The sequence below is a fragment of the Vibrio sp. 1402 genome, from assembly GCF_033340275.1.
Window position 1 is genome coordinate 129,753 of the sequence record NZ_JAWOWE010000003.1, and the last position, 16,753, is coordinate 146,505.

Annotated in this window: 15 protein-coding genes; 7 read left to right on the forward strand and 8 right to left on the reverse strand. The window is 43.9% G+C overall.

What is annotated here, in order from left to right; translation table 11 throughout:
• Positions 1–217: 217 nt before the first annotated feature.
• From R7044_RS06920 to R7044_RS06950, 7 genes are all read right to left on the reverse strand, one after another.
• Positions 218–1,441 (reverse strand): tetratricopeptide repeat protein, encoded by a 1,224-nt coding sequence (locus R7044_RS06920; protein ID WP_064376868.1) that lies wholly within the window; start codon positions 1,439–1,441, stop codon positions 218–220.
• Between the two features lie 9 nt (positions 1,442–1,450).
• Entirely contained in the window at positions 1,451–2,083 is a 633-nt protein-coding gene (locus tag R7044_RS06925; RefSeq protein WP_005379353.1) for an energy transducer TonB, read from the reverse strand.
• A gap of 4 nt (positions 2,084–2,087) precedes the next feature.
• On the reverse strand, positions 2,088–2,495 hold the full coding sequence (locus tag R7044_RS06930; protein WP_005379359.1) for an ExbD/TolR family protein: 408 nt from the start codon (positions 2,493–2,495) through the stop codon (positions 2,088–2,090).
• Between the two features lie 25 nt (positions 2,496–2,520).
• Positions 2,521–3,048, reverse strand: coding sequence for a MotA/TolQ/ExbB proton channel family protein (locus R7044_RS06935; protein ID WP_005379363.1), 528 nt, complete (start codon positions 3,046–3,048; stop codon positions 2,521–2,523).
• Between the two features lie 9 nt (positions 3,049–3,057).
• Positions 3,058–4,419 (reverse strand): MotA/TolQ/ExbB proton channel family protein, encoded by a 1,362-nt coding sequence (locus tag R7044_RS06940; protein WP_017634999.1) that lies wholly within the window; start codon positions 4,417–4,419, stop codon positions 3,058–3,060.
• A 3-nt stretch (positions 4,420–4,422) separates the two neighbouring features.
• Positions 4,423–5,187: a DUF3450 domain-containing protein gene (locus R7044_RS06945; protein WP_005379365.1), complete on the reverse strand. Its 765-nt coding sequence runs from the start codon at positions 5,185–5,187 to the stop codon at positions 4,423–4,425.
• Between the two features lie 65 nt (positions 5,188–5,252).
• Entirely contained in the window at positions 5,253–7,853 is a 2,601-nt protein-coding gene (locus R7044_RS06950) for a TonB-dependent receptor plug domain-containing protein (RefSeq protein ID WP_017634998.1), read from the reverse strand.
• Between the two features lie 820 nt (positions 7,854–8,673).
• Here R7044_RS06950 and R7044_RS06955 point away from each other — a divergent pair.
• The 6 genes from R7044_RS06955 to R7044_RS06980 all read left to right on the forward strand — a co-directional run bounded on the left by R7044_RS06955 (position 8,674) and on the right by R7044_RS06980 (position 14,945).
• Positions 8,674–9,699 carry an ABC transporter permease subunit gene (locus R7044_RS06955; RefSeq protein WP_005384771.1) on the forward strand — a complete coding sequence of 342 codons (1,026 nt, stop codon included), beginning with the start codon at positions 8,674–8,676 and terminating at the stop codon, positions 9,697–9,699.
• Between the two features lies 1 nt (position 9,700).
• Positions 9,701–10,744: an ABC transporter permease gene (locus R7044_RS06960; RefSeq protein WP_005379369.1), complete on the forward strand. Its 1,044-nt coding sequence runs from the start codon at positions 9,701–9,703 to the stop codon at positions 10,742–10,744.
• Positions 10,745–10,782: 38 nt separating this feature from the next.
• Entirely contained in the window at positions 10,783–12,609 is a 1,827-nt protein-coding gene (locus R7044_RS06965) for an extracellular solute-binding protein (protein WP_005384774.1), read from the forward strand.
• Positions 12,610–12,618: 9 nt separating this feature from the next.
• The gene (locus R7044_RS06970; RefSeq protein WP_005379371.1) at positions 12,619–13,476 is read left to right on the forward strand and encodes an ABC transporter ATP-binding protein; all 858 of its coding nucleotides are present in this window, start codon (positions 12,619–12,621) and stop codon (positions 13,474–13,476) included.
• A gap of 35 nt (positions 13,477–13,511) precedes the next feature.
• Positions 13,512–14,351, forward strand: a complete 840-nt coding sequence (locus R7044_RS06975; RefSeq protein ID WP_225455428.1) for an ABC transporter ATP-binding protein — start codon at positions 13,512–13,514, stop codon at positions 14,349–14,351.
• A gap of 168 nt (positions 14,352–14,519) precedes the next feature.
• Positions 14,520–14,945, forward strand: a complete 426-nt coding sequence (locus R7044_RS06980) for a phosphate-starvation-inducible protein PsiE (protein ID WP_025768316.1) — start codon at positions 14,520–14,522, stop codon at positions 14,943–14,945.
• Positions 14,946–15,104: 159 nt separating this feature from the next.
• Here the strand turns inward: R7044_RS06980 and R7044_RS06985 are convergent, their stop codons facing one another.
• The gene (locus tag R7044_RS06985) at positions 15,105–15,794 is read right to left on the reverse strand and encodes a GGDEF domain-containing protein (RefSeq protein ID WP_213872497.1); all 690 of its coding nucleotides are present in this window, start codon (positions 15,792–15,794) and stop codon (positions 15,105–15,107) included.
• Positions 15,795–16,203: 409 nt separating this feature from the next.
• Between R7044_RS06985 and R7044_RS06990 the strand changes: the two genes are divergently transcribed.
• Positions 16,204–16,533 carry a hypothetical protein gene (locus R7044_RS06990; RefSeq protein ID WP_033905924.1) on the forward strand — a complete coding sequence of 110 codons (330 nt, stop codon included), beginning with the start codon at positions 16,204–16,206 and terminating at the stop codon, positions 16,531–16,533.
• Positions 16,534–16,753 lie beyond the last annotated feature (220 nt).

Below are 16,753 nucleotides of genomic sequence, written 5' to 3' on the forward strand. Positions count from 1 at the left end.
CAGCGAAGAAGGAGCGTGATACAGGACTTACCATCCGCGCACTCTGTTATTAAAACCATTTCTACAACCGTTTAGTGTGCTGATTTTAGGTTTAGAGTCCCGATTTGGCTTGCGTGAGTGACTCTGGTTAAAAATAGGGGTTAATAAAGATAAAACGGAAAAAAGGGGAAGCTTTCACTTCCCCAGACGTGCGACTGACTCACACTTAATCTTCGAATTATCCTTGAGACTCTAGGAAATTTATCCAAGGGCTAACGGTTGACCTGAATTTTGGCGATTGAGCAGCGCCTTTCATCGCCTGCAAGGCCTTTTGTGGTTGCTTAAGCTCGAAATAGGCCATCCCGCGAATGTATTCAAGTTCTGCCTTTTGCTCTTTAGAGGCACTGGATGCCGCGCTTTCTACAAAACGAGTTGCTTCAGAATACTGCTTGTCTTGTATCATTAAGCGAGCAATCTGAATTTGCGTTTTAGCAGAAGGAGCGAGGTTATATGACTTTTTATAAGCGAGAATTGATTTATCTAGCTCTTTAGCTTGCTGCCAGAAACTGGCTAGGCGGTCATAGTTTTCCTTCGTCTTTTCAATGTTTCCAGCTGCCATTTCCTTGTCAAGAGTTTTGGCTGCTTTATATGGAATACCTTGATAAGCCAAGAAGTTTACAAAGCGTAAATATTCCTTCTCTCCTTCTAGTTTCCCCATTTTGTAAACCATTTCTAGGGTGGCTAGAGAGTTGCGTTCTTGACCTAGCTCCATGTAGACACCAGAAAGTTGCATCCAGTAACGCTTTTTCTGAGGGTACTTTGAAGTCAGAGTTTTGAGTACACTGGCAACGCTTTTCAGCTGGCCTAACTCGTAGTGAGATGCAACGAGAATTAAGTACCAAGACTCACTTGGGCTCTTGCTCATCGCGATGGCTTTTTTGGTTGGCGGGATTGCATTTTTGTAATCTTCCAACTGAACATAAGCGCTCGCTAACGTGATATAAGCATGAGCTTGAGGCTTCTCTTTGGTTGTTTCTGCAACCTTGAACCATTCCTTCATCGTTTTTACAGACAACGTATACTTTTCTTCAGCTAGGTAAAGCTGAGCCAAGCTGTAGCGAACTTGTTGAGCAACAGGAACGGGAAGTGCGTCGAGCTGTAATGCTTCGGCAAAGTATTTTGCTGCTTGCACATAATTGTCTTGTAGCGAATACAAAAAGCCAGTCTGCTGAAGTAAAACTGCTCGGTCGTATTTTTTCGAACTTGTGCTTTCTAAAGCGCTTGCTAGTTTTTCTTTCGCTGCTGAATATTTTTCAGTTGCGATCAACTCTTGCACTTTGTTAACGGTTCGAAATGTCCGATCTGATAACTGAGGAGCTTCTTTTGCCATCGTAGGAGCGGCCATTGCCACTCCTACGAAGAGAATTAAAGAAGCCACTTTGCTTTTCCATAAACTTTTCATCGTGACTCCTTAATTGGTTGAGAACTCTATTTCTTGCGATAGGCGCGAGCTAACAGGTTTCCCGTCAACCAATTTTGGTTTAAATGTCCATTTAGAGACTGTTTTTCTTGCCGCTCGACCGAGGCCTAAGCGTCGTGGTTGCTCTTTAAGAACTTTGATGTCCTCTACGGCACCACGTGCGTTGACAGTAAACTCTAATAAGACGACCCCTTTTTCTATTCCTGCTTTCGCAGCTTTCCTAGGCATTTGAGGTTGGAATGTCGCTAGAGGTGTTGGACCTCCGCTACCCGCGAGTTGCGCACCTCCACCCTGGCTATAATGTCCAAGCACCGAACCACCTGTAACATTTACGGGTAGGTCAAGCTTTGGCATATCCATTGGGGTCTGCTCCATCACCGGTTTTACTGTCGCTGTCACTTTCATTTCTGGCGGCGGCGGCGGACGCTTAGGCGGTGGTGGCTTTGGAAGTTCGCGTTTTTTCTCCTGTATTTTTTCGTCTGGTTTAATGCGAATAAACTCGACCATACGCAGGTCATCATTCGACACTAACTCGTGGCGCTCTTTGTTTACTAGCTTGTCCATCCCCCAGAACAACCCGAGGGAGACAATGAGCGCCAGTGCAATTGAGGCCAGATACCGCATAAGCTTAATCCTTATTGGTTGCGGCAATGGAGATGCTTTCTACACCTGCCATTTTGATCTGGTCCATAACCTTCACGACTACGCCAGCATTTGCTTCTGTGTCGGCTTGGATAACAACTGCGCCATCAGGGCTTTCTGCACGAAGACGTTCAATATTCGCGCGAACCGCGTCCACTTCGATGCGGCGTTTATCAACCCAAACATCACCCGCCGCACCAACTGCGACCATGATGTTACCTTTTTTCACGGTTTGCGCAGAGCTTGCCGTCGGGCGGTTTACTTCTAGACCAGCTTCTTTTACGAACGATGTTGTTACGATAAAGAAGATCAACATGATGAATACGATGTCGAGCATCGGTGTCATATCGATAGCGGTTTCATCACTGCTATCACTGCTATAGCGTCTTTTCATGACCTATACCTCTAATTCCATTTACTCAGGCAATATGCTTTAGCTTATCTTCCAGCTTTTGCGTTGTGACTTTGGCTAAATGATCAAGACGTGAACTAAAGAACAGTCCTGATAGAGAAGCCACCATCCCGGCTAACGTTGGGATTGTTGCCTTTGAGATCCCCGAGGCCATTGCTCGAGGGCTTCCTGTTCCTGTTACCGCTAAGATGTCGAATACTTGGATCATGCCAACAACGGTGCCGAGCAAACCCAGTAAGGGACAAAGCGCAATCAACACTTTCACGATTGGCAGGCCCTTTTTATTCTCAATGTCCTGACGAGAAACAATTTCTTGTCGGATCATCTTAGCGTTCCAGCTCTGGTGCTCTGATCGCCCCTGCCATGAGCCAACGGCTTTTTTCATGGCTTTTGGAGCGACGGCAGCAAAATAGAACCAACGTTCTAACAATACTGCCCAAAGCATAAAGCTGAGGATGAAGATGGCGACGAGTACATCGCCACCCATTCCCAAGAAGCGCCTAATTGATTCAAGTTCTCCAACTAACCACCACATAACGCCTCCTTAGCTTTCGGCTTTATGTAGTTTTTCCTGATAGCGAGCGATGAAGCCTGCACTCTGTTCTTCAAGAGTTTGAACCAAACGACGACCTTTACTGTGTACGATGGTGTACAGGAACAGTAGAGGAATTGCGACAACCAGACCAAGCATCGTAGTAACAAGTGCTTCAGAGATACCGCCAGCCATTAGCTTAGGATCACCTGTACCAAATAGTGTGATTGCTTGGAACGTACCGATCATACCCATAACCGTACCCAGTAGACCTAGAAGTGGTGCTACAGAAGCGAACAGTTTGATTGAGCTGATAAAGCGTTCAATGCTCGGTGCGTTACGTAGGATGATTTCGTCCAGTTTCGCTTCCAGATCTTCAAGGTTGTCACCTTTGTGCTCTTGGTAAGCTTGGATAACTTCACCCAGAGGGTTACCAGGAATCACGGTTTCTGATTTCGCTTGCTTACGCATTTTACCGCCAATCACTTGAAGGCGTAGGAAGCAAACTAGAGCAATGATAGCGCCAACTGCACCCATACCAAGGATGACGTAACCTACAATGCCACCTTGATCAATACGTTCTTGAACGGTAGGGCTTTGTACAAGTAGAGACAGAATTACACCACGGGATGGGTCAATAAACAGTGGCTCATAGCTGTTTGACGCTGACTCAAAGCCTGCAACATGACGCGTAATATTGGTGCGAGGCTGTCGAGAGAGTTCTTCGAACTTACCTGTTTGAGGTACATAAGTAACGTACTTACCATCGGCAATCGCGTTAAATTCACCGACAAGAGTAACATCGCGAACCGCTTCTTTACCTTCGCCATAAACAACCGTGGCTTGGGTTGTTGCTGTCTCGCCTGAGGCAACCACTTGTTGAAGAATGGTATGCCAGAATGCTTCTAGCTCTTGTGTTGATGGCAGTTCTTTGCTTTCAGCCAGTTTCGTTAGTAGCGCGTCACGCTCTGGGAACTGAACTGCGTTTTGAGAGGCTGCAAATAAGCCTTTAAACTCGCCCGCATATTGGCGGACCACACCAAACATTTCGCCCAAAGTACCAGAGCGAACACGTAAGGTTTCTGTTAGTTCAGTCAGCTGCTTATCGTTTTCATCAAATGTCGCTTTAAGTTGATCGCCCAGTGCTTGCTGTGAAGCTAGCTCTTCACGAGCCTGTTGCAATAATGCCGCTTGCTTATCTCGGTTGTTCTTGAACTCAGCTTCACGGGCTTTATTCTCTTTTGACTCAACGATGCTTTCTGATTTTACGTTTTTGAGTAGTTCAGATAGGTTTTTAGGCGTTTCTGCTTGTACGCCTGAAGCCATAAATAAGCTCGCTAGTAGACCAGCGGCTAGAGTTTTGAATCCTTTCATCTCTTATTCCTCCCCAGCATATACAGGCAATTTGATTAGCGCTGGTGGCGCTTGCTTCTTCGCGATACGAAGGCCTTGCTGTACCGCTATGCGGTAGCTTTCCGGTAATGTTTCCCATTGACGTGTTTGTTGGTTCCACATACCTGTCTCACCACCGTCTGGAGATTGGAATAAAAGCGCCGTGCGACCAATACGTAGGAAATCGTAAGTCACGGTTTCCCCATTTCTATCTAGGCTAGCTTTGTAAGATTCAATTGAGCGAGAGAAGCCTTCTTCAATTTGGTAGGCTTCCATCACTTTACGGAATTTCTCAGAAGTCGTTACGTCGGCGCGATCCATGAGACGACGCAGTTCTTGGACACGTTTATTACGTTCTTTTTTCTGGAAAGGCAGATCGAGAGTCACAAACTCATCGAGTGCATCGATCATTTTAAGTGTTAGTGGCACTACTTCTGTTGCCGTTTGATCGATCTGAGCAATTTGGTTATTTAATGAGTCCAATTCACCTTGCTGTGATTGAACCATACGATTAATTTGCTCGTTGTAGACTTTCATGCTGTCGATTTGACGTAGTAAGCCTTTGTATTCTGCCAACATGCCTTCAGTACTTTCGGCATAATTGTCGATTTTTTGTTGCGAAGCTTCTGAAGATTGATTTGCTTTTGCTTGTGTGGAAACGACAGCACCAGAGTTGGCCGCTATAGAGCTACTACTGATAGTAAGCAATGCTGCAGCTATGGCACTGAGACCAAATTCCTTGAATTTCATGGTTGCATCCTTGTCAGTGTTTTAGTCAGTCGAAAAGGGCGCGGAAAACCCGCGCCAAATATTTTTTAGAAGTCGTATGATGCCTCGACGTATAGCTGACGTCCGATTGGATCGTCATACCCAGTTGCATAGAATGGAGAGGTATCGCTTAGAGGATCTGCAGGCGGTACTTTGTCAAACATGTTGATAGCACCAAGAGTTACACGACCACTCTCGTTGAATTGGTAAGAAGCCGTTAGGTTCCACGTTGTCATACTAGCGATTTCTGCTTTGTAACCCGCTTTTTTAGCAGAATCACAGTCATCAAAGTAGTAACGGTTTGCGTAGCTTGAACACATACGGTCGCGGTATTTACCAAATAGGTTGATAGCGACATCTTCATATGCCCAGCCAAGATTTAACGTTGCGGTGTATTCAGGCATGAAATCTCTTTCATCCGTTACAGGCTCGCTGTCGTTTTCTTGATATTCAGCAATCAAGATCTTCGTTACAGCAACACGCGTGTTAAATGAACCGAACTCATTAGTGTCGTATGCGTATTTGATCGCTAGGTCAATACCAGAACGCTCTTCATACGACTGGTTCACTGGACCATAGGATACCGACTTGATGGTGCCATCTGGGTTACGAACGACTTCAGTACCTGGGTATTTACCTGGATCGTTAATTACGTCTTGGTAAGTTGGTGCTGTTACGACGTCTTCCATCTTGATGTGGTACCAGTCAACAGTTACACCAAGATCATCCACAGGCTCCCACGCTAGGCCCAAGTTAATGTTTGTACTTGTTTCTTCTTTCAGCTCAGAGTTAGGGCCATTAAGCGTATCGAAGTACTGAGTATCACACTCTGGGTACTTGTCTTTATCTTGTGGGCCGCTACCACCAGCGTTGGCACAAAGCACAGGGTCAAAACCAGAACCAAAGCCTCGAGTTTGATCACCAAATAGTCGCTTCAAGTCTGGAGCTCGGAAGCCTAGACCGTAGCTACCACGTAGCAATAGGGTGTCAGTAGGACGGTATGCTAGGGCTACTTTAGGAGTGAATGCGCCGCCAGTTGCCGAGTCGTCGAAGTAGTGGTCGTAACGACCAGCGACAGTCATTTCTAAATCTTCAATGATAGGAATAAGAGCTTCAACACCAAGACCAATCTGATCGCGGTCACCGCCGCCTGATGTTCCACCTAGACCAGAGAAACCACCAGCTGCTGTTGTCGCATCAATCGTCTCATTGTAGTCAGTACGGTTCCATTCACCATAAACAGCAAAGCCAGACATACCTGCAGGAAGTTCAACCAAATCACCAGCCAGTGAGCCGTTAACAGAGTAAAGCTTTGAGTAAGCTTCTTTGCTTGAAGTGCCGCTGTATTTGTCTACAACGTCTTGAGAGATAGGCCCTAGAAGATCGACATCACCATTTTGTACAGCTTGGTCGAGAGTTAGGAAGATTGCTGGGTTGCTTGTTTCAACGCTTTGCTCAGAGTAACCAGCGGATAGGTCCCAATCATACGTATCAGCAAGCAGGCCGTTCAAGCCTAAGGTTAAGCCAAAAGAATCGGCTTCAGTGTTACTTTCGCGTGGTCCAAATTCGACCATACGGCGAGTGTATTCGCCTTCGCCGCGGAAGTGAGTGGCATCAACTTCAACGCTGTAAGGGTTAGGTTCGAATTCAGATTCTGTAGACTTGTAGCCAAAACGGGCTTCTGCCATGGCAGTGACATTGTCGTTAATGTCCATTTCACCACGTAAAAGTAGGTCTACTTGTTTGTTTTCTGGTTTTAATGTTCGGTATGCAGAGCGGTTAACACCACACTTTCCATCCGCTCGTTCAATCGCGGCATCACCAACGACTTCTTTACAGGAAGAACCAGCATCAGCTGGTGTTAGAAGTGTTCCGTTGGCGCCTTCAAAGTTTGCACCGTAGCTAGAGTAGCCACTTAGCTGAGAACGGCTAGAACCGTCATCGCCAGCCCAATCATCTCGGTCAGATTGCTTTAGCATTTCGTTGCCCGCAAATTGGCCAACGAAGAGAATACGTTTGTCGTCAAAGTTTTTGCCAGCTACAACGTCTAAACGACCATTTTGGTAACCACCATCCGTCGCGTCACCCGCGCGTACTTTTACAGAAACGCCATCAAAGTCTTTCTTTAAAATGAAGTTTACGACACCACCGATTGCGTCGGAGCCGTAGATAGCAGAACCTGAGTCGGTCATTACTTCAACACGCTCAATAGCGGCGACAGGGATTTGGCCGATATCTTGGAAGTTAGATGTACCATCTTGTGCTAGCGGGTATTGAGGAAGACGACGGCCATCAATAAGAATCAATGTGCGTGACGCGCCAAGGCCACGTAAGTTGACTGACTGCGCTGCTGGTGTAAACGAGAAAGAGTCTGTTTGAGCCATTACACCACCTGTGTTTTGGGTCAAACTGTTCAATACGTCTTGCGCGCTGTTAAAGCCTTTAGACTCAATGTCTTTACTATTAATAACAGTAACTGGTGAAGGACCTTCCATATCCGTCGTGGAGATACGCGAACCAGTAACTTTCATCTTTTGAAGTTTTTCAACTTGCTGCTCTTCTGCCAGTGCTGTTGCTGGGGCTGCAACTGCTGCTGTCCCCAAAGCAAGGCTTATCGCAACAGATAAAGCGGTTGTGTTTTTATACATCCTTGTTGCTCCGATTATTATTATTTCCTATGTCTGGCCGCATAGCGGCCAAATGTGACGTTAATATTTCGTTAACGTTCGGCCAATGTATAACCGAGATGAAAAAAGGAAGTCAAACCAGTGGTAAACGGGGATGCTTAAATGTAAAAAAGATGTAAATAACCAGGCTTTATTTAAAAGGCGGAATAAAAAACCGAATAAGGTTTATGAATCGAGATTAAATTTCAATAAAACACCGTATTTTGTGTTTCTTATAAACTTTAATGACTTATCTTGCCTATGGTTTTTTAGTGGGTAATTGAATCTGGAAAAAGATATTTTTCCAGTGAATTGTTCTGAGATGAGTTTTATATCGAATCCATACTTTGTTAGCTCGAACTTATTAGGTGGTATCAAAATATGATACCCATTGCTGTTAAAGGGCTCACTCGTATTTTTAGGTCAAATATAACCTTGGATTATGTGTCTATTTATGTGTGTAGGGTGCATTTTTATGTAGGGTTTTGGCTCTAAACAGCCTAGATTGATATTCTGTATGAATTATTTTTGTGGTTTTTTATAATTTTTTACAAAAACATTTCTGTTTTTCGACATCGAAGGAAGTTTGTCATGTTTTGGTTTCAAACACTTGAAGCTGATGTGGATTCAAGATAAATATGACGCTGAAATTATTGCAGTAGTAGAAAAGTCTAGCTCTTGAGGCGCAGGGAGTGTGCTTCAACAGTTTTAGTTACTACGAGATAAATATGCACCATTTTGGGCGGAAAATATCCTCTTTCACTCCGTTTGAACTGGACAGTAGACAAGGAGCAAGTTGTATATGCTGTCGTACTTTTTACGCCGTTTGGCGTTGGTTATCCCAACGTTTCTCGGGATAACTATTCTCATCTTTGCTATCACTCGTTTCGTGCCTGGCGGACCTGTTGAACGCATGTTGTCACAAATGCAGTCTCAGGGAGATGGCGCCGCATCAATGACGTCTGCGGGTGGTAATACGGCCCTTTCTGACGATCAAATCGCGGAGCTGAATGCGTTTTATGGCCTGGATAAACCTGTAACGGAAGCGTACGTCGAGTGGTTAAGTCGTTTGGTAATGCTAGATCTTGGCGAGTCGACGCGTTACTACGAGCCTGTCTCGGACATGATCGCAGAGCGTTTGCCAGTGTCGTTGTTTTATGGCGGCATGACCTTCTTTATTAGTTATTTTATCTCGATTCCTCTTGGTTACTATAAGGCACTCAAGCACGGTTCTGTGTTTGATTCCGCTTCTTCAGTACTCATTTTCGTAGGCTACGCGCTACCAGGTTATGTGGTGGGTGTATTGCTGATCACGTTATTTAGTTATCACTTGGAATGGTTTCCGATGGGAGGCTTTGTCGGCGATGACTTCGACGATTACGAAACCTTCTTTGAACGCGCTAAAGACATTATGTGGCATGCGGTGTTGCCTTTGATCTGTTACCTCATTGGTGATTTTGCCACGCTGACGATGACAATGAAAAATAACCTGATGGAAAACCTTTCCTCAGATTACATCCGCACCGCAATTGCGAAAGGATTACCTTTCAAAAAAGCAGTTCGTAAGCACGCGTTGCGTAACAGCTTAATTCCAATCGCGAGTCACTTTGGTAACTCTTTGTTGTTCTTCATGACCGGTGCCTTCCTGATTGAAGTTATCTTCAATATTGATGGCATTGGCTTATTAGGTTACGAATCAATCATGGAGCGTGATTACCCTGTTGTTATGGGTATTGTCGCCATTAATGCGTTGTTACTGCTCATTGGTAACATCATTTCAGATATTTGTGTTGCTTTAGTCGACCCACGTGTGAAGTTTGGAGCGTAACATGATTAAAGTTAGTCCATTAACTCAAAAGAAAATTCGTCACTTTAAAGAGATCAAACGAGGCTATTGGTCGTTTGTTGCTCTTTCTATCATGTTGATCCTTTCTTTATTCGCCGAACTTTTGATCAACAGTAAAGCGCTAGTCGTCAAGTACGATGGTAGCTACTATTTTCCTGTTGTCAGTGACGTACGTTTAGGTAGCGAATTCGGCCAAGAGTCATCCAGTGAAGCCGATTATCGTGTACTGCAAAAAGCGTTTGAGGCTGAAGGGGGCGACAACTTTGTTATTTTGCCGCTTGTGCCGTGGAACCCATATGAACAAGATTTTAGTGGTGATTTCCCGCCAACAGCACCTAGTGCCGAAAATAAGCATTATTTAGGTACAGATGTGATAGGTCGCGATATTTTGGCGCGACTCGTCTACGGATTCAGAACGGCGATGGGATTTGCGTTGCTTACGATGGCCATTTCCTACGCGATCGGTACTGCAGTCGGTTGTGCTATGGGTTTTTGGGGCGGTAAATTTGACTTGTTTGTACAGCGACTTATCGAAATCTGGTCAATGGTCCCGTTTTTGTACGTCATTATGATTCTTGTCTCAATCGTTCAGCCGACGTTTGCTCTCTTTGTCGCTATTAACGTGCTTTTCACTTGGATGGGTATGACATGGTACATGCGGACCATGACCTATAAAGAAGCGGCACGAGAATATGTAATGGCGGCTCGTGCTTTAGGGGCATCGACTGGACGTATCTTGTTTAATCACATCTTGCCAAATACGATGGTGATGATTGTAACCCTAGCGCCTTTCACTATTGCAGCTAACATCACAGCACTGACTGCTCTCGATTACCTAGGCTTAGGCTTGATGCCACCAACGCCAAGTTGGGGTGAACTACTGCAACAAGGTAAGTCAAACTTAGATTCGCCATGGATTGTTGCGTCAGTAGTGACTTCTATTGTTCTGGTTCTGGTAATGGTGACCTTTATTGGTGAAGCCATTCGAGCGGCTTTCGACCCGAAAAAATTCACACGCTATGTTTAAGCGAGCATTGTGAGCAAAACATAAAAAAGGGAAGTTTTATGAAGAAATTATTTTTAGCGTCCACGCTGAGCGCCCTGAGTTTTGGTGCAATGTCAGCAACGCTTCCGACCGACTTAAACTGGCAAACAAACTGGGATGAGCCTCAATATGGTTCGCCAGAAGCGAAACGTGGAGGGACTTATCGCACCTTTATGTCAAGTTTCCCGCAGACGTTACGTAGTGTTGGTCCAGACGCTAATGCAGGGCTACGTTCTTTTATCTTAGATGAAACACCAGGCTTGGTGGTCCGCCACCCAGATACTTTAGAGTTCATCCCTGAGCTTGCTAACGAGTGGGCGTTAGCAGGTGACAACAAAACGGTCTATTTCAAACTCAACCCTGAAGCCAAATGGTCGGACGGCAAACCTGTGACTGCCGACGATTTCGTGTTCATGCTGAAGTTTTATCGTTCCAAAGACATCTTGGAACCTTGGTACAACGATTACTACAACAAAACGATTGCGGATGTTATCAAGTACGACACTCATACGTTTGCTGTTAAGGCGGCGAAAGAGTTTAATCCGGAAGAATTGCTGTTACGAATGGGGGCTCTGCGCCCACGTCCCGCACATTTTTATGCTAACCCTTCAAAAGATGAAAATGGTGACGGTATACATGACAACTTTGTCCGCTACTACAATTTTAAAAGTGAACCAACGACCAGTGCATACTACCTAGATGACATTAAAAAAGGTAAAAGTGTGACCTTCAAACATGTCGGTGAAGACTGGTGGGGTTACAGCAATAAGTATTATCAACATCGCTATAATGTCGACAAAATCCGCATCACAGTGATTCGCGACAGTGATATCGCGATGAAGCACTTTGAGAAAGGGAAGCTGGACGCATTTGGTCTTGTTTTACCAAGCTTGTGGCATGATAAATCGAATACGGAACCTTACCAAAAGGGATACATTCAAAAGTTCTGGGGTTACAACCAATTCCCAGTTGGGGCTGGTGGTGTATGGATGAACACCGCGATGCCTTTGCTGGATGATTTAAACATTCGCAAGGGCATTACTTACGCGATTGACTTTGATGGCATGATAGAGAATGTCATGCGTGGCGACTACTCCCGTAAACCGAACCCGACCGGTTATGGTCATGGTAAATACACCCTACCAGATGCTAAGGCACCGAAGTTTGATCCCGCAAAAGCGGCCGAGGCATTCGAAGCCGCAGGCTTTAACAAAATTGGTTCTGATGGTATTCGTGTCAATGATAAAGGTGAGCGCTTAAGCTTCGAGCTGACCTACGGAACACCTGTTCATACTCCTCGTATTGCCTTTTTGCGTGAGCAAGCCAAGCTAGCAGGGCTGGATATTGAGCTCAAGTTAGTTGATGGCTCATCCATGTTCAAATACGTACGTGAGAAAAAGCACGATTTGGCTTTCTTAGATATGGGTACGTCTGAGATCCCAACGTATTGGGAGTACTTCCATTCAGTCAATGCGAACAAGCCGCAAACTAACTCTTTCACAAACTACAGCACGCCAGAACTGGATGAAAAGATCATCGAGTATCGTTTTGGCATGGATATGGATAAAAAGATCCAGCTAGGTCATGAGATTCAGCGTGACATCATTGATGCTCACGTTATCGTCCCAGGCTACATGGTTCCTTACGTCCGCTATGGTCACTGGCGCTGGTTAAAGTTTCCAGATAAGCCAATGAATCGCATGACAGAGGCGCTGTTCAGTGGTTCAATCATAGGCGATGGCACTTACTGGATTGATAGTGATATCAAAAAAGAAACGAAACAAGCGATGAAATCAGGCAAAGCTTTTGAACCTGTTGTTGTCGTAGATGACACTTATAAGCTGTAAGGATTGGTTATGGAAAACGATGTAATCCTAAGTGTTAAAGATCTCGAAGTTGAATTTACCACCGATGATGGGCCAGTGAAGGTTCTGCATGGTGTGAACTTTGATGTGAGAGCTGGACGTACACTCGGCCTGGTGGGAGAGTCAGGTAGTGGCAAGAGCGTAACTTCAATGTCGATCATGGGGCTATTACCTAAGCCATATGGCAACATCATTAAAGGTGAAGTGAATTATCGCGGCACCAACCTAGTTGATTTGCCTGCGGAAGAGATGTACGCCATGCGTGGCGATCGTATTTCGATCATCTTCCAAGACCCGATGACGGCGCTCAACCCAGTGCACACCATTGGTCGTCAAATATGTGAAGTGCTTGAGCTCCATCGACCTGAGCTCGACAAAAAGGAGCGGGAGGCGTACTCGATTGAGATGCTGGCAAAAGTAAAAATTCCAATGCCAGAGAAGCGATTGAATGAGTATCCCCATAACCTATCTGGTGGTATGCGCCAGCGTGTCATGATCGCGATGGCATTGGCCTGTAAGCCGGATATTCTGATTTGTGATGAACCGACTACAGCGTTGGATGTTACGGTTCAGGCGTCTATCCTTGAACTGATGAACGAGCTTCAGGAAGAAACAGGCATGGCAATGATCTTCATCACTCACGACCTCGGGGTTGTGGCAGAAGTGTGTGATGATGTTGCCGTGATGTATGGTGGGCGTATTGTCGAAAAAGCAGAAATTTTTGAGTTGTTTGATAACCCGCAGCACCCATACACAGAGCGTTTGATGGGGTTGATGCCGAGCTTAGATAATGAGCCAAAGCAGATGATCGATATCAAGCCTATTGATGCCAGTATGTTTGCCAGTTAACTGAGCAAAGTGAACCAGTCATAAAAGAGGATGTTATGGCAAAAGAAGTATTAAGAATTGAAAATCTTAAGCAGCACTTTGTTTCTGGTAAAGGGCTGTTCAAGAAAGGCTACACCATCAAAGCGGTAGACGGGGTTTCACTGTCTGTTTCTGAAGGTGAAACACTGGGGCTAGTTGGTGAGTCAGGTTGTGGTAAAAGCACCCTTGGTCGCACGATCTTAAAGTTATACGAGCCAACGGAAGGTAAGATTTTCTTTGAAGGTAAAGACATCACTAAATTGTCTGTTAAAGAGATGCGCTCGCTGCGTAAAGACATGCAAATCGTCTTTCAAGACCCAATGGAGTCACTCAATCAGCGTCATACCATCGGTATGATTCTGGAAGAACCGTTTGTTATTCATAAAATTGGCACGCCAACAGAGCGTAAACAATGGGTAAAAGAGCTTTTAATCAAAGTGGGATTACCAGAAACGGCAGTAAACCGTTATCCACATGAATTTTCAGGCGGACAACGGCAGCGTATCGGTATTGCTCGCGCGATTGCATTGAAGCCTAAACTACTGATTTGTGATGAATCGGTATCTGCGTTAGATGTGTCGGTACAGGCGCAAATCTTGAACCTATTGCTACAACTGCAACAAGAAATGAATTTGGCGATCATATTTATCTCTCACGATCTCTCGGTGGTGAAACATGTCTCTGACAAAGTTGCCGTGATGTATTTTGGTAAAGTGGTAGAAGCAGGCAGCGCTAAAGAAATTTATGCAAACCCGCAAAACGAATACACCAAAAAACTCCTATCTGCGATTCCGATCACTCACCCTAAATATCGGAAGAAAAAGCGCTTAGCTGAAAAAAAGCAGCAAGTGGCGTAAGTGATGCCACAGGTCCTATAACACAAAAGCGCTCCGCCAAATAAGCGGAGCATTTTTATAAGCAAATGCCAGGACTTGGAGTCGATTCGCACTGATGTTTATTCTGATTGATTGAAGATCGTTGCATGCTAAACTCAAGGCCTATTTTCTTTGTTTGGATAATGGACCATGCCGTCGAATTTACCGAAATCCTTTAGTCGACCTTTCCTGAAAATCTTCCATATTTTGGAGGCGGTGTTATTAGTCTCTATTACCTTGGCGACGTTGTACGCCATGATGCAAGAGTTTGTGCACGTATTTGTAGAGAAGCGTGTCTTACTCACAGATATTCTTTTGATGTTTATCTATCTGGAAGTGCTCGCCATGGTGCAGCAGTTCGTGATGAACGGTAAAATTCCGGTACGCTATCCTATCTACATCGCGATGATGGCGATCGCCCGCTATATCACTCTCGGAATGAAAGAGCTGGATGCAGTTTTGGTTGTGTGGTTATCTCTGGCTGCGTTTATTTTGGCTGCGGCTACTTTGCTGATCAGAATTGGACATCATTATTGGCCCTACGTTGATAACAGTACCTTGGAAAAAGACGAATAAAAGAAAGCCCCGTATTAGCGGGGCTTTTTTGTTTCAATACTCGATGACTTTTAGATCATTCAATGTTTTGGATCTGAATGTTGATTTATTTATTAAAATTCATTTAGATCAATAATTTATTTAATTTAAGTCATTATTTTGTATTTTTTAACCACCACATTACCCACCGATTGGTACTTTATAGATATAACTTTTGAGTGAGTCGTTTTTACTTTGTTTGTTTTTATACATATCTTTGTCTGCTCTCTCTATTAGTTGCTTTGCATCTAAATGTTCTGGCTCTCTTGCCTTATGGTACACGTAAGATCCAACTGAAACAGAAAGGTAGAAATGCTGTCCATCAATACGTATTGGCTCCTGAAGCTTAGTTCTTTTTTGTAAGCAGTTACACCAACTCGTGGTTTTTTGGTGGTCGTAGTTTGGGAGGATGGCAATGAATTCATCTCCTCCAAACCTAGCTATCGTCTGCTTTGGTAGTTGCATTTTTTTCAAGATATTACCTAGTCTTTCAATCATTCTATCTCCGACAACGTGACCAGCAGAGTCGTTAATTTTCTTCAACTGATCTAAATCGATAAATACCAGTGAGAAAGTTCCAATATCATTGTCTTGAATTAGAGACTCTATGTGTGTAATGCCTTGAGCACGAGAAGATAAACCAGTCAAAAAATCAACACTTAAACGCTTCTCTAAGAGTAAAACTCTATTTGTAAGTTTTTGATTTTCAATCTCTAAGTCTGAAATTTTTTTTAGTATGTTTTTAAGTCCAATATTATTAGGGAGGGACATGTTTTGTTCATCAATAAGAGAAATGCTACGGGCATGAGTGTTGCCTTTACTTTTTGACATATCGTTACCTTCAATATCTTGATTGATATTAGGTTACTTTGTTATGCGGCAAGTTATGTCGTAGTAGGTGGTTAAATGAATCTATTGCTGGAAACATTTTGGCTGCGACATGATGTGTCGCATTCAATCGTAGACAGTAGCATTAGTAGTGGAGTTTTATTGTTGATTTTATTAATTTATATTTCACTCATCTATGTAAGTTATCTAAGTGTAAGCAAAATTAATAATCTTTATTGGTAGCCTATTGGTGATCAAAAGTAACTTTTATAGTCGATCATTAAGAGTATTCAGTTATGAGTGCAATGATCTCAGAAGCATGGCTTTTAAAGGTTATCTGTTTTAGTCGTATTGATAGATTGTTTAACTACAAAATAAACAACGTTGAATTAACAGTTGGTAAGGAGTCATTATGGGATTTTTCGATTCATTGGTTAGTGCAGGAAAATCGGCAGTTAAGGCAGTGAATGATGCTGCTTTAACTCAAACCTTAGAACAATGGGAAAAGGTAAATCGAGCACCAAGTGAGCGCGTCAGAGATTACTATGATAGAAATAATCAGCAAGACAAAAATTCGCCTTTAAAAAGGGCTCTTGCTATTGCTGCATTACAAGACGGTAATCTATTTGCAAAAGATCAGGCAGCAAAAAAAGCCCTGCTTAATCTTAGAGAAAAAATAGCTTTTGAAAATGACCGAAAAGCACAAAGCTTGATTAGAGCTATAGATAATTTAGAGCGATAATATTATTACTTTTCGCTACCCTCTCATGAGCACAAGGTTATGGGAGGGATAACGACATCAACTTAGCCCCCTCCTCCGATGTTTCGATCTCATTCTCCTATAACGTGCTGACTTTGTAGCTGACGGTCGCTAACTTACCTCTGAGATCAGTATACCGAAGTAAAATTCGTTATTTTTTGAACTTTTTCTGGTTGATATTTGTGCGACACAACTTGTCGCT